General features: G+C 64.0%; 11 protein-coding genes. 5 read left to right on the top strand and 6 right to left on the bottom strand.

Annotated features, from left to right (window positions below):
* Positions 1 to 69 precede the first annotated feature (69 nt).
* On the top strand, positions 70 to 786 hold the full coding sequence (locus VFO25_04185) for a response regulator transcription factor (GenBank protein HET9342105.1): 717 nt from the start codon (positions 70 to 72) through the stop codon (positions 784 to 786).
* Here VFO25_04185 and VFO25_04180 read toward each other — a convergent pair.
* Positions 760 to 2,151: a HAMP domain-containing sensor histidine kinase gene (locus VFO25_04180; GenBank protein ID HET9342104.1), complete on the bottom strand. Its 1,392-nt coding sequence runs from the start codon at positions 2,149 to 2,151 to the stop codon at positions 760 to 762. The two genes, VFO25_04185 and VFO25_04180, sit on opposite strands and share 27 nt — an antisense overlap.
* Positions 2,152 to 2,264: 113 nt before the next feature.
* Here VFO25_04180 and VFO25_04175 point away from each other — a divergent pair, with 113 nt between their 5' ends.
* Positions 2,265 to 2,903, top strand: a complete 639-nt coding sequence (locus VFO25_04175; GenBank protein HET9342103.1) for a periplasmic heavy metal sensor — start codon at positions 2,265 to 2,267, stop codon at positions 2,901 to 2,903.
* Positions 2,904 to 3,023: 120 nt separating this feature from the next.
* On the opposite strand, the gene xerA is transcribed toward VFO25_04175, so the two are convergent.
* Positions 3,024 to 3,956, bottom strand: a complete 933-nt coding sequence (gene xerA / locus VFO25_04170; GenBank protein ID HET9342102.1) for a site-specific tyrosine recombinase/integron integrase — start codon at positions 3,954 to 3,956, stop codon at positions 3,024 to 3,026.
* 596 nt (positions 3,957 to 4,552) lie between these two features.
* Here xerA and VFO25_04165 point away from each other — a divergent pair.
* Positions 4,553 to 5,908: a glycosyltransferase family 39 protein gene (locus VFO25_04165; protein HET9342101.1), complete on the top strand. Its 1,356-nt coding sequence runs from the start codon at positions 4,553 to 4,555 to the stop codon at positions 5,906 to 5,908.
* Positions 5,905 to 7,380 carry a glycosyltransferase family 39 protein gene (locus VFO25_04160; GenBank protein HET9342100.1) on the top strand — a complete coding sequence of 492 codons (1,476 nt, stop codon included), beginning with the start codon at positions 5,905 to 5,907 and terminating at the stop codon, positions 7,378 to 7,380. The genes VFO25_04165 and VFO25_04160 overlap by 4 nt, the downstream gene beginning before the upstream one ends.
* On the opposite strand, the gene VFO25_04155 is transcribed toward VFO25_04160, so the two are convergent.
* The 4 genes from VFO25_04155 to mdh all read right to left on the bottom strand — a co-directional run bounded on the left by VFO25_04155 (position 7,377) and on the right by mdh (position 12,325).
* Entirely contained in the window at positions 7,377 to 7,850 is a 474-nt protein-coding gene (locus VFO25_04155) for a CoA-binding protein (GenBank protein HET9342099.1), read from the bottom strand. The genes VFO25_04160 and VFO25_04155 overlap by 4 nt on opposite strands.
* Positions 7,847 to 9,157 (bottom strand): O-acetylhomoserine aminocarboxypropyltransferase/cysteine synthase family protein, encoded by a 1,311-nt coding sequence (locus VFO25_04150; protein HET9342098.1) that lies wholly within the window; start codon positions 9,155 to 9,157, stop codon positions 7,847 to 7,849. Before VFO25_04150 ends, VFO25_04155 begins: the two co-directional genes overlap by 4 nt.
* A 12-nt stretch (positions 9,158 to 9,169) precedes the next feature.
* Complete coding sequence (locus VFO25_04145) at positions 9,170 to 11,305, bottom strand: GspE/PulE family protein (protein HET9342097.1); 2,136 nt, start codon at positions 11,303 to 11,305, stop codon at positions 9,170 to 9,172.
* An 87-nt stretch (positions 11,306 to 11,392) separates the two neighbouring features.
* A complete protein-coding gene (gene mdh, locus VFO25_04140; GenBank protein HET9342096.1) occupies positions 11,393 to 12,325 on the bottom strand; it encodes a malate dehydrogenase in 933 nt (310 codons plus the stop codon).
* Between the two features lie 196 nt (positions 12,326 to 12,521).
* Here mdh and VFO25_04135 point away from each other — a divergent pair, with 196 nt between their 5' ends.
* A complete protein-coding gene (locus tag VFO25_04135) occupies positions 12,522 to 13,673 on the top strand; it encodes a citrate/2-methylcitrate synthase (protein ID HET9342095.1) in 1,152 nt (383 codons plus the stop codon).
* The last annotated feature ends 9 nt before the right edge of the window (positions 13,674 to 13,682 follow it).

The raw sequence follows: 13,682 nt of genomic DNA, 5'->3' as shown, positions 1-13,682 counted from the left end.
CGAGGGTCGACCTGAAGGTCGACCGCTACATCAGCGAAGGTTCACAGGGCGCTCCAAGAATCTGTGGCTATGCTGGCAAAGATGCTCGACATGGACGGCAACGGCGCCAAGGTCCTCGCGATCGATGACGAGCGCAACATCCGCGAGATGCTGCAGCTCGGGCTCGAGCGCAAAGGCTTCATCGTCAAGGTGCTTGCCGACGGCAGAGCTGTCGGCGAGGTCATCGACGGCTGGCAGCCCGATGTCGTCCTGCTCGACGTCATGCTCCCGTTCGCCGACGGCTTCTCGCTGCTGCCCGCGATCCGCAGCCACACGCAGGCGCCGATCATCATGCTCACGGCCAAAGGCGACGTCGACGACAAGATAACGGGTTTGCAGCTCGGCGCCGACGATTACCTGGCGAAGCCCTTTGCTCTCTCGGAGCTCATCGCGCGCATCACCGCCGCGTTACGCCGGCCGACGATGAGCGCCCAACCCGAACGGCTGCAGCATGCCGACCTCTCGGTCGACGTGAAATCGCGTGACGTGCGCCGCGGCGGTGCGAAGATCGCGCTGACGAATCGCGAGTACTCGCTGCTCGTGACTCTGCTGCGCGAGCCGCACCGGATCTTCAGCAAAGAACAGTTGCTCGAGATCGTCTGGGGTCACGACTACGAAGGCGAGATCGGCGTCGTCGAGACGTACATCTCGTATCTGCGCGCGAAAATCGACGGCGGTCAGGGCCGCAAGCTCATCCACACCGTGCGTTCGGCCGGCTACTCACTGCACGCCGACGCCGCGGACTAAACCGTCCGCGATCGGCAGTCGCACGCGGACCTGCGTGCCTTTTCCCGGCCCGCTTTCGAGATCGACGTCGCCGTCGGCACGCACGGCGATCCGCTTGACGATCGCGAGGCCAAGGCCGGAACCGGGCACCGAGCCGCGCTCGTCGCCGCGGGAGAATCGGTCGAACGCGCGCACGCGTAGTTCAGGCGGCATTCCCGGACCGTCGTCGGTCACAGTCAGGATCCCGTAACGATCGTCGCGCGTCGTCGACGCGACGACATGCGAGCCGGGCGCATACTTGATCGCGTTGTCGACGAGGATGCCGACGATCTCGCGGACGTCCGATGCCGAGCCGGCGACGCTGACATCGGGGTCGAGCTTCGTCGCGAGCGATGTCGTGCCGCGAAGCGGTTCGAACGACTGGACGGTGTCGGCGACCACTTGCGACAGATCGACCGACTCTCGGCGTTCCGGCGCCACCGCGTCGAGCCGTGCGAGCATGAGCATGCGCGTGATGAGGCGGCGCATGCGCTCGCCTTCGACGGCGACGGAGTCGAGAATGCGTTGCGCGAGCGCTTGTTCGGCGATCGCCCCCTGGCGCAGGACGTCGACGAAACCCATGACGACTGTGAGCGGCGTCCGCAGTTCGTGGCCGGCGTCGGCGACGAACTGGCGGAGATTCGCCTCAGCCTCGGCGCGTAAACGGATCGATGACGCAAGCTCATCAGCCGCCGCATTGTAGGCGCCGACGACGCCCGGGCTCGATTCGTCGCCGAACATCTCGAGGCGTGCGTATTCCCCGACGGCGAGACGGCGAAGCGCGGACTCGATTGTCGTGACCGGCGCGAGCGCTCGGCGCAGGGTCCGGCGCTGAACGAGGAACGACACGAGGATCGCGATGACGAACAGAGCGATCATCGAGATAGCATACCAACGCTCTACGTTCATGACGGGATCGTCTTCAAGCTGGAAGACGAACATCGTGTCGGCGACGTGCAGGACCGCTGATGGCGACTCGAACGGCCCGGACGGGCTGAGGATCTGCGTCGGCACCATGAGTCCGAAGGGCGGCGGCACCGGCAAGCGCGGGTCGGGTTCTGGTGGGCGCGGCATGCTCTGGCTCGACACGGAAAGACCGCGCGCCTTCGCCGCAGCGGTGATCGATGTCGTCAGCTGAACCTCGCTCGCGCCGGCAGCGCTGAGCGACGCCGCCATTCGCCCGAGGCCCGAAGCGGCATCCGCGAGCTGCACATCCCCGTAGTTGACGGCTGACGTGCTCAGATGGAGCGCGAATGCGGAGATCCCGACCGCGAGAACGAGCCAAAGCGCGACGAGCGCGCAGTGCGCGGCGATCGCGGCGACGGGGACGCCCTGCTTTGCGGTCATGTGTCTATCGGACCAAATCCGCCTTAGAGGGCCCTGTGAAACGAAGCGGCCGGCAGAAGAAGAAGACGGCCCGTCACACGCTGCCGTAAGGTGTCGGTCGTATACTCGCTCCTATGAGAAACCTCATCCCGGCGATATTCGCCGTCGCCGTCATCAGCCTTCCTCTGGGTGCGGTCGCCGGCGAAGCGCCCGCTCCGATGCCTCCGATGCCTCCCCCGCCCGGCATGGGCATGGCCTTCGATCTCGATGGCCAGAACCTCACGCCGGCCCAACAGCAACAGATCCATCAGATCATGGATCAGTCGCATCAGCAGATGCAGCAGTTGATGTCGCAGGCTCGTTCGAGAGTCCTCGGCTCGATCACGCCCGCTCACCGGCAGCTGCTCGCGCAGATCGTCGGCAATCTTGCGGTCTCTCCGAACCCCGATTGGGATGCTGCGACGAAGCAGTTGAACGCAGCGCTCTCGCCCGGCGAGGCGCAGGCGGTGCTGTCGACGCATCAGGCAGCGATGCAACAGATGATGTCGATCATGCAGTCGACGCATCAGCGCATGGAAGCGGTGTTGACTTCGCAGCAGCGCAGCTCCATGTCCAGCGGCCATGAGAACGAGCAGACCCACGATCGGATGTATTTCAAAGGTCCATCCGGCTCACCGACCGCCGGCGAGATCCTGCTCCATCTCAGCGAGATGGGCGGCGACCACATGTTCTTCACCGAACGACACATAGAATCGACGACGACCACTCACTGACGTAGACCAAAAAAAGCCGAGGGCGACTGCCCACGCCCTCGGCTTCCTCTCGACGATTTCTCTCCCCGCCCAGGAGCGGCCGGCCTTCCACGGGACCGGTCGCTCCGTCATTTCACGGCGTCAGGTGTCTTTGTCTCGCGGATGCGCGTCGTCGTACGTCTGACGGATGTGTTCGAGCGAGACGTTCGTGTAGATCTGCGTCGTGCTCAGATTCTCGTGACCGAGCAGCTCTTTGATGACGACGAGGTCGGCGCCATGCTCGAGCAGATGCGTCGCGAACGAGTGTCGCAACGTATGCGGCGAGGCGTAGCGCTCGATGCCCGCTGCCTTCTTGAGCGCGCGGAACATGTATTGCACCATCCGCGTCGAGAGCCGGTTGCCGGATTTGCTCACGAAGAGCGCATCGGTCTGCGACGCAGGCCGGATCGCAAGCCAGCGATTGAGCGCGCGAACGGCGGTCTTGTTGACAAGTGTCATCCGTTGTTTGTTGCCCTTGCCGGTGACGCGCAGCGTCCGTCGCTCGCGATCGACGTCCGCCGTATTGAGCCCGACAAGCTCGGCGACTCGGATGCCGGCGGCGTAGAGCAGCTCGAGCATCGCATGATCGCGGGCGTAGAGGAATTCGTCGTCGGTATGGACCTTGGCGGCCAGCAGTTTGGCGACTTCGCGCTCGGTCAGCACCTTCGGCAGGGTCTTGGGCTCCTTGGGCGGCTTGAAGTCCGACAGCGGGTCGTCCGACCGTTTTCCGGTCCGTTTGAGGTATTTGAAGAAGGCCCGCAGCGAGGCGATCCGCCGCCGGACAGCCGCCGCTGAGTATTTGCGTTGGCCCATGAGCGTCATGACGTAGCGGCGGGCGTCGCTGAGGTCAGCCTTGGCCAGCCGTGCCTCGTCGCGGCCTTTATCGAGGAACCGGGCGAAGTCGTCCAAATCGCCCGTGTAGGCCACCGCAGTGCCCTGGGAGAGGCCCCTCTCGAGGCGGATATAGGCCGAAAAGGCGTCGATGAGGGCCGGGCGTTTTTGAGTGTCGCTCACTTCGTATAATAACTGTTTCACGAAATAGCCGGATTCCTGCAAACCCTCATCCGCCTTTGATGGATCGCACGATGACGTCAGCGCTCACGCTTCTGCCGACGCGAGTACTCGCCGCAGGCGGCAACGAAACGTCGCGACCATGAAGCGTATTGCGACACTTGCATTGTTCGCTTTGCTCTTTTCGACAGCGACTTCATTGGCGGACGGCGGTGGAGTCCGCGGCTACGTTTATGCGAACGGCCCGGCCGCCGGGGCCCTGGTGGTCGCTACCGGGCCTGCGGGGACGATCCAGACTCAATCGGACGCGAACGGTTTCTATGCATTCTTAGGCCTTCTGCCTGGAGACTATCAGGTGATAGCAAGCAAGGAAGGCTTTCACTTGAACGACTGCTCGGGGCAATCAATCGCAATCACTTCGGACCAAGTCCGAACGCGGGATGTGTATTTGGATCCCGACACAATAATGGGACTCTGTAGGCCGCCGCCCCCATCATTGCTCGCCCCGGATGACACGGCGGACGTCTACGACGTCCACTGATCTTAATCGTCGTATAACGGCCGTCGCGCCGTTTTGGCTGATCCTCGCCGCGGCGACGGCGCTACGGATCGTCGAAGCAGTGAGACGACCGCTTCAGGTCGACGAAGCGCTCACGCTCGACATGGCCGGGCTGCCGCTTCGTCAGGGCATCCCGCTCATGGGTGCCGATGTCCACCCGCCGCTCATCCTCGTCATCCTTCGTCCGTTCGAGGCACTCAACGCGCCGGACATCGTGCCGCGCCTGTTCATGGTCGCTCTCGGCGTCGCATCCGTCGTCCTCGTCTATGCGATCGTGAACTTGTGGGCGGGTCGAACGCCGGCGCTCATCGCGATGGCGCTCGCCGCCGTGATGCCGACGATCGTCTTCTACGACACCTGGGTGCGCATGTACGCGCCCTTCTCCACCTTCGAGCTCCTCGGCTGGTATTTCTTGTCGCTCGTCGTCGTGCGCGATGACCTGGCGGTCGGCGCACGTCGGGCACTGTGGTGCGGTTGGGTCGCGTGCACGATCGCATCCATGTATCTGCTGTATCTCGCACTGTTCGTGCTCGCCTCGCAGCTTATCTGGATCGCGATCCGCGAGCGGACCGCGCTGACAAAGGCCGTCGTCGGAGCGGTCGTCGCGTGCGTCGCATTCCTTCCGCAATTGGCCACCTTCACCCACCAGATGTCGTTCGGCGGACAGTCGTGGCCGTGGGGTCTTGAGCACCCCGCCGCAGCGATCTTCCGGATCCCCGGGGAGGCGTTGCTCCACCCCGAGACCGACGTTTGGCTCGATCCGATCCACATCATCGCCGTCATCGGTCTAGCCGTTGCTCTCGCCACCACCCTCTTCTTCTCTCGCGGCACGGCATTGCCGTGGCTCGGGCTATCGTCGGTGCTCGTCGTGCTCGTGAGTCTTGCGAAACATGAATCACTGTACCTCGACCGCTACTTCTTGATGCTCGGCTACGCGGCGTGCGCGTGGCTCGGCGTCGCGCTAGCGCACCTTGCTTCTATGCGACGTCCTGCCGCGCTCGGGGTCGTCGGGATCGTCGCCGCCGTTGCGGCGTACGGGATCGTCCGAGCGACCGATCCGTATTTCTATACCGCCGACTGGCCGGCTATCTGGAGTTTCGTCATGGCGCGCGCTTCGGCGAGCGATGCCGTCGTCGCCGAGCAGCCGTCCTCGTTGCTCGTCCTGAAGCGTATCGCGCCGTCCACGCCGTTCGCGCAGATCGGCGTCGACGGCGGCGGACCAGTCGCGGCTGCGAAAACGGAGAAGATCAGGGGCTACAAGCGGGTGTGGCTCGTGCTCTTCGGCGCAAGCGCCGTCGATCCGAACGATGATCTCATCAAGGATCTGAACCCCTACTATCGCATCGATGGAGTCGAGCGGTTCAACCGGGCGACGACCGGCGAGACGGTGACCGTCGCGATACTCGATCGGAAATGATCAAACGCATCGACCCCAGCTACGCGATGCTCGTCGTCGCTTTGGTCATCGGAGCCGCGACCCGGCTCATCGGTCTGACCTCGAGCAGCATTTACGTCGACGAGATCCACACATTTCAAGTGGCCACACAACCGCTGCGCGATATGATATCGATCCTAGCCGCTACAGATTATCATCCACCGCTCTTCTATGCGATCACTCATTTCCTCGTCGGGCTCCACATGCCGAGCGATCGATGGCCGCACGAATGGTATCGGTATTTCACCGCGCCGTTCGCCCTCGTGACGATCGTCGCGACGTGGGCGATCGCCAGAAGGCTTTTCGGCCCCGTGGCTGCCGGCGTCGCCGCGCTGATCATCGCGATCGACCCGACGTCGATCCTCTGGGACCGCATCTACAGGATGTACGTCGTATTCGACGCGCTCGTCGCGGTCTCGTGGTGGTTGCTCATCGAAGCGGAGCGCGCGGAAGGCCGGCGACGGATCGTTCTATGGGCATTGTTCGCGCTCTGCGCGATAACCCAGCCGTATCTCCACTACCTCGGAATCCTGAACGTAGCTTGCCAGTTTCTCTATGGTCTAGCGAAACGTCGCTCGGCATGGCCTGCCGCCGCCGGCGCTGTGCTCGCCGGTCTAAGCTTCTTGCCGTGGCTGCCATACATGCTCAGGCAGCTCCCCGGCGGTGGCCTTGTGGCGGGCACGGCGTCGCTGCCAATCGAGTGGTGGACGATCGCCCGCGACGCCGTGCTCGACGGAACACCGCTCGCGTGGATCCGAGCGCCGGGCTTTGATGTCGTCGTGACGTTCATCGTCGTGGCGATGTGCGTCTGGGCCGCGTGGTCAGCCCGCCGGACGGTTCTCCCGTTCTGGCTGCTCGTCGCGGCCCTCCAGGTCGTCTTGAGCCTCATCAGCGGCAAGTTCCTCGCCGCGCCGCGTTACTTGCTGCCCGTCCTTCCCGTGTTCGCGATCGGCGTCGGCCAAGTCGTCGACCGGCATCTTCTTCTGCCGAATGTGCGCATCGCGGCGTTCGCGGTCGGCGGAGCGATTTTTGCCCTGCTCGCATTCTGCACGACGAACGTGCTTTTCGATCCGCTGTATCAGTTCCCCGATTGGAACTTGGTGCAGTCGATCTTCGAGCAGCGCGAACAACGCAGCGATATCATCGTTTTCGATCAGGGCTACATGGACGAGATCTCCGGTGCTTACGGTTCGACGTACGTCGATCACCCCGAACTACCCATCGTCGGGCCGACTTCCGTCTCAGCGCTAGCAAGATGGCTGAGCGATAACCCCAAGACGCGCGTTTGGTACATCGAAAATCAGTACTACTACGTCGACCCGAACCGGCGGGCGATATCGTACCTCGAATCGATGCGCCCGCAACTCGGCGAGTGGCTCGAACCGCGCGTCGAACTCAGCAACCGCGTCTACGTCGTTCTTTTCGGCCCCGCGCACAGGTTCAGTCGGAACTAGCGGTGCCGGCGCGACGAGATAACGCCCGAGTTCATCCCCGTCATGGTGAGACCGCCGTGGAAACGCGCGTGCTCGACCTTCATGCACCGGTCGTAGACGACGAATAATCCCGCCTCGTCGGCGATGCGGATCGCCTCGTCGTTGATGACGCCGTACTGGAACCAGATCGCCTTCGCACCGACGGCGATCGCATCGCGCGCGACCGCTACCACTTCTTCTTTCCGTCTGAAGACGTCGACGACGTCCGGAGCTCCGTGCACCTTCGCGCATGCCGATAGCGACGGGTAGCACGCGTCGCCGTCGATCGACGCAGCATTCGGATTGACTCCGTACACCTCGAAGCCGTGCGACAGCAGATACCGATAGACGAAGTAGCTCGGGCGCACGTGGTTCGGACTCGCCCCGACCATGAAGACGGTCTTCGTCCGTTCGAGCAGCTCGCGGCGTTCCGCAGGGGTGCGAAGGATCAACGCGCCGCCGCTCCGGCGGCTTTGCCGGCGACTTCGAGCGCCCGGTCGAGATCCCAGATGAGATCGTCGACATCCTCGAGGCCGACCGAGACGCGAACCATGTCCGGCGTGACGCCGGCGCGCTCCATCTCGTCCTCGCTGAGCTGCGCATGCGTCGTCGAGGCAGGGTGTATGACGAGGCTCTTCGCGTCGCCGACGTTGGCGAGATGGCTCCAGAGCTGGAGCGACTCGATGAACGCCACCGCAGCAGTTCGGCCGCCGCGCAGTCCGAAGGTGAAGATCGAGCCCGCTCCGCGCGGCAGGTACTTACGCACGAGCTCGCGCTGCGGGTTCGACGCCGAACCAGGATAACGCACCCACGCCACACCGTCGTGCTTTTCCAGATGGGCGGCGATCGTCGCGGCGCTTGCCGTTTCACGCTCCATGCGAATGGCGAGCGTTTCGACTCCTTGGATGAGCAAGAACGCGTCGAACGGCGACAAGCAGGGGCCGAAATCCCGCAGCACCTCAGCTCGCGCCCTCATGAGGAACGCGTATTCGCCGAACGTCTCGGTGAACAGCATGCCGTGATAGCCGGGGCTCGGCTCCGACAAGAGCGGATGCTTGCCGGCGCTCCATGGGAATCTGCCCGACTCGACGACGACCCCCGCCATGACCGTGCCGTGCCCGCAGATGAACTTCGTCGCCGAGTGGACGACGATGTCGGCACCGTGCTCGATCGGTCTGCACAAATACGGTGACGCGAACGTATTATCGACGATGAGCGGCACTCCGGCCGCATGCGCCACCTTCGCGAGCCCTTCGATGTCGCCGATCGTGCCCTGAGGATTGCCGATCGTCTCGACGTAGAGCGCCTTCGTGTTCGGCCGGATCGCGGCGCGCATGCCATCCGGTTCGCCGCCGGGCACGAGCGTCGTCTCGATCCCGAGCCGCTTGAACGCGACCGAGAACTGCGTCACCGATCCGCCGTAGAGGTTAGCGGAGCTGACGATGTGGTCGCCGTTTTGCGCAAGCGAAAGCACGGCGACGAGCTGCGCCGCGTGTCCGGACGACGTCGCTACCGCGCCGAGTCCGCCCTCGAGGCTTGCTATCTTCTCCTCGAAGGCCGAGACCGTCGGATTGCTGATGCGCGAGTAGATGTTCCCGTACGTGCGCAGCGAGTAGAGGTTCGCGGCGTGCTCGGTCGACTCGAAGACGTAGCTCGCGCTCATGACGATCGGAGTCGTGCGCGCGCCGGTGATCGGATCCGGCGGCGTTCCGGCGTGCAGGGCTCTTGTGGAGAATCCGAAGTCTCGATCAGCGGCCATGAGGGCTGCTGTCTAGACGGTCGTGCGCAGGACTTCCTGCAGCGTCGTCGCCCCGTCGAGCATGCGCTGGACCGCATCGTCGCGCAGGTCGGCGAACTGCTGGACGTTGACGACGTAGTCGAGCAGTTGCGTCGAGTCGGCCGCCTTTGCGATGAGCCGGCGCAGGCCTTCGTCGATGATGACGACTTCGTGGACGGCCATCCGGCCCTTGAAGCCTGTGCCGTGGCATTGATGGCAACCCTTGCCGCGGTACAGCTCTTTTGGTGCGACGAGCGGGAGGATCTCTTCGAGCAACACCGCCTCGTCAGCGGGGATCTCGTACTTTTCTTTGCAGCGCTCGCAGATGCGGCGGACGAGCCGTTGACCGACGACCGCGATGAGCGAGGAGCCGATGAGCGCCGGGTCGACGCCGATATCGATAAGGCGCGCTATCGCTTGCACCGCCGTGTTCGTGTGGAGCGTCGAGAAGAGCAAATGGCCGGTGAGCGCCGCGCGCACGGCGAGATCGGCGGTCTCTCGATCGCGGATCTCACCGACGTAGATGATGTCGGGATCTTGGCGGAGGACCGAGCGGAGAATCGACGAGAACGTCACGCCGCGCTTCGTCGCGATCTCGACCTGGTTGACGCCTTGCACGCGGTATTCGACCGGATCCTCGATCGTCGTGATGTTCGTCGCGCCGTCGTTGATCTCTTGGATCGCCGCGAAGAGCGTCGTCGACTTACCGCTGCCGGTCGGGCCGCAGCACAAGATCATGCCGTGCGGCCGATGGATCATCGGCTCGAGCAGCTCGAAATTGCGCTCGGAGAAGCCGATCGCGCGAAGCGTCTTGTACGACGGGTTCTTCTCGAGCAGACGGATGACGATCTTCTCGCCGTCGACGGTCGGGATCGACGCGACGCGAAGGTCGAAATCTTTGCGCGCGTAGCGCATCGACGCTCGCCCATCTTGAGGCACATGGCGGATCGTGATGTCCATCCGGCACATGATCTTGATGCGCGAGACGACCGCCGGATACGCCGCCTTCGGAAGCGTTCGGATCGAGTGGAGGACGCCGTCGAGCCGGAACCGGACAAGCGTCTTGTCCGTCTGCGGTTCGAGATGGATGTCGCTCGCGCCGTCGTCGACCGCTGAACGGAGCATCGAGTCGACGATCGAGACGATCGGGGTCGCATCAGACAGCTTGCGGAGCGTCTCGAGATCCTCGACTTCGTTTTCATTGAACGACTCGAGGGCGGCCATGCCGGGAAGGAGGTCGAGCAGCCGGTCGGCGGACTGCAACCGCGCGCCTTGATAGACATCGCGTATCGCAGTCTCGACGTCTTCGATGAGCGCGAAGCGAACCTCGACCTGTTGGTGGTTGCGCATCTGGAGCAAGTCGAGCGTCGGCAAGTCCATCGGATCGGCCATCGCGACGACGAGCTTGCCTTCGTCGCGCGCGATCGGAATGACGTTTTGCGTCGAGGCGACGCTCGCCGTCACCGCGTCGGAAACGCCGACGCTCGGACGGTCGCGTTTCAGGTCGATGAAGGGTACGTCGTAGACCGCGCCCATGAACGCGTCGTAGAGGTCGTCGTTGATGATCTTCGCCTCGATGAGCGCGTCTTGAAGCGACTTGCCTTCGTATAGACGCGAGAACAGGACGCGATCAGTATCGGAAGGCGACAGCTTGTGGACTTGTTCGATGCGGCGCAAAAGCCGCATGTAATAAAGGTGGTGCGCGGCCGGGAGACTCGCGGCGGCGCGTCCTTCCGCGGGAGCTTTGCCCGAGCCGTCGACGACGCCGAGGAACTGCGGCTGGCCGCCCGGCGCGTAGATCGCCTCGAGGAGCGCGAACCGCTCCGAACCGTTGAGGGCGCCGAAACGGATGCCATACGTCTTCGAGGCGGTGCCGTTCGGCCCGTGCTGCCAGACGATCTCGATGTCGGCCCTGACCGTCTCACCCTGGCCGACCGTGACGAGCGCGTAGCCCTTGTCGCCCACGGTCAGCTGGTCGGACGTGGCAAGACGAAGACCGCCGAGGCTCACGTCCGATGCAGTACCGGACGCCATCTTTCCATCGTCGGTCTGGATAGAAACGGATACGCGCATCCGGCGCCGCTGATACCGGCGCCGAGCAGCTGCCTCACCGGCGGGCGATCGCTTCATCATCCTTGATTATAACATCGGCCGGAAAGCGACCGGCGCCCCAACCCCGTCCCGCATGGGCCTATCGGCGATGAGCCTTTTTCCTTGTCAGACGGCCGCTCCAAGGGCGTCGACGAGCTCCTTGACCGCCGCGGCGCTCTTCTGCAGCGCAGCCTGTTCGTCGGCCGTGAGCTTGATCTGGATGACCTCGACGAGGCCTTTTGCGCCGAGCTTGCACGGCACGCCGACGAAGAGGTCTTTGATGCCGTATTCGCCCTTGAGGTAGGCCGCGCACGGTAGGATCTTGTTCTTGTCCTTGAGGATCGCGTCGACCATGTCCGCGATCGAGCGCGCCGGAGCGTAGTAGGCGCTGCCCGTGCCGAGCAGGTTGACGATTTCAGCCCCGCCCTGCGCCGTACGCTTGACGAGGCGGTCGATGGTCGCCGCATCCATGAGATCGGTGATCGGGATTCCCGCGACGGTCGAGTAGCGCGGCAGCGGCACCATCTGGTCGCCGTGTCCACCCAGCACGAACGCCCCGACGTTCTCGACGCTTACGTCGAGTTCGGACGCGATGAAGGTCGCGAAGCGGGCCGAATCGAGGACGCCGGCCATCCCGAGGATGCGCTCGCGGGGGAAGCCGCTCGTCTTGCGGGCTACCTCGCACATCGCGTCGAGCGGGTTCGTGACGATGATGAGGATCGCGTTCGGCGACAGCTTCACGGCGTTCTCGGTCGCGGTCGCGACGATGCCGGCGTTTACCCGAAGCAGGTCGTCGCGGCTCATTCCGGGCTTGCGCGGCAGGCCGGCGGTGATGACGACGATATCCGAGTTCGCGGTCGGCCCGTAATCGTTCGCGCCTTCGACGCGCACGTCGCTTCCTTCGACCGACAGCGACTGGAGCAGATCGAGCGATTTGCCCATCGGCACGTTCGGGATGATGTCGACGAGGACGACGTCGGCGAGCTCTTTTGCCGCGATCCAATGCGCCGTGCTGGCGCCGACGTTCCCGGCTCCGACGATGGTGACTTTCTTGCGCATGGCGCTCCTCGTTGACTGTGAAAGTGTGACGATGGGCTTAGCCGACCAGCGAGCAAAACCGCGAAAGGCTGTGACTTTTACTGCAATCTCGCAAGGCGCTCCTTGGAGTGCGCTGTCGCGAAAGCACCGAAAATCCCGTTATATCTATCGAGCGATGCGCTTCGCATCCGCCGAGCACCTATCGAAGAGGACGAACGTGCCCACGAGCACTCCTGAGAACGGAGCCGGACTGCGCAACGCGGTCGTCGGCGACACACGCCTGTCGTCGATCGACGGTGCGGCAGGCAAGCTGACGTACTGCGGCTTCGACATCCACGACCTCGCCGTCAATTCGAACTTCGAAGAGGTCGCGTACCTGCTGTGGTATCGCGCGCTGCCGTCGCGCGCGAACTTCGATCGGTTCACCGTTGCGCTCGCGCAGCGGCGAGAGCTGCCGGCGCCGCTTCTCGCGCTGCTCAAAGAACTGCCGCCGCAAGCGGTCCCGATGGACGTCCTCCGCACGGCGGTCTCGGCGCTCGGGCTCTTCGATCCGGCCGTCAAAGATATGTCGCCCGCCGCGACGCTTGAGAAGGCGATGCGGCTCACCGCGATGTTGCCCACCATTCTCGCCGCATACCATCGCATCGGCCAAGATCGAGAGCCGCTGGCTCCGCGCCCCGATCTCAACACGGCCGCGAATTTTCTTTACATGATGTTCGGAGCCGAGCCGGATCCGGCGGCTGCCCGCGCCCTCGATGCGGCGCTCGTGCTCCACGTTGATCACGGGATGAACGCATCGACCTTCTCGGCCCTCGTGACGGCCGCGACGCTCTCCGACATGTACGCGGCGATCACGTCTGCTATAGGTACGCTCAAAGGTCCGCTCCACGGCGGCGCCAACGAAGGCGTCATCGAGAACTTGCTCGACATCGGCTCCGTCGACGCGGTCGACGCGTGGGTCGCGCGCAAGTTCGCCGCGCACGAGAAGATCATGGGGTTCGGCCACGCCGTCTACCGCGCGTACGATCCGCGAGCGACCGAACTGAAGCGGATCGCCAAAGACATGGGGCCCCGCGCCGGCACCACGAAGTGGGTCGATATGACCGAGCGTATGGAACAAGCCGTCTGGACGCAGAAGCAGTTGTATCCGAACGTCGACCTATACAGCGCGTCGGTCTATCATACGCTCGGGATCCCGACGCCGTACTTCACGCCCGTCTTCGCGATGAGCCGCATCGCCGGCTGGTGCGCGCACGTCATGGAGCAGTACGCCGACAATAAGCTCATCCGGCCGAGCGCGAACTACGTCGGCGCCACGGACTCGGTGTATATCCAGCTCGGCGAACGAGCCGCTGACGTAAAAGTGTAGTCGGCCGAG

The organism is Candidatus Eremiobacteraceae bacterium (genome assembly GCA_035710745.1).
Classification (GTDB): Bacteria; Vulcanimicrobiota; Vulcanimicrobiia; order Eremiobacterales; family Eremiobacteraceae; genus JANWLL01.
The sequence above is the reverse complement of the archived record's forward strand: the minus strand, read 5'-3'. Positions and strand labels throughout refer to the sequence as shown.

Bases quoted from the DNA above. Each gene is read 5' to 3' on its own strand.
- VFO25_04145 (HET9342097.1), bottom strand. From the start codon at position 11,305: ATGAAGCGATCGCCCGCCGGTGAGGCAGCTGCTCGGCGCCGGTATCAG.
- mdh (HET9342096.1), bottom strand. From the start codon at position 12,325: ATGCGCAAGAAAGTCACCATCGTCGGAGCCGGGAACGTCGGCGCCAGC.
- VFO25_04150 (HET9342098.1), bottom strand. From the start codon at position 9,157: ATGGCCGCTGATCGAGACTTCGGATTCTCCACAAGAGCCCTGCACGCC.
- VFO25_04175 (HET9342103.1), top strand. From the start codon at position 2,265: ATGAGAAACCTCATCCCGGCGATATTCGCCGTCGCCGTCATCAGCCTT.
- VFO25_04160 (HET9342100.1), top strand. From the start codon at position 5,905: ATGATCAAACGCATCGACCCCAGCTACGCGATGCTCGTCGTCGCTTTG.
- VFO25_04180 (HET9342104.1), bottom strand. From the start codon at position 2,151: ATGACCGCAAAGCAGGGCGTCCCCGTCGCCGCGATCGCCGCGCACTGC.
- VFO25_04185 (HET9342105.1), top strand. From the start codon at position 70: ATGCTGGCAAAGATGCTCGACATGGACGGCAACGGCGCCAAGGTCCTC.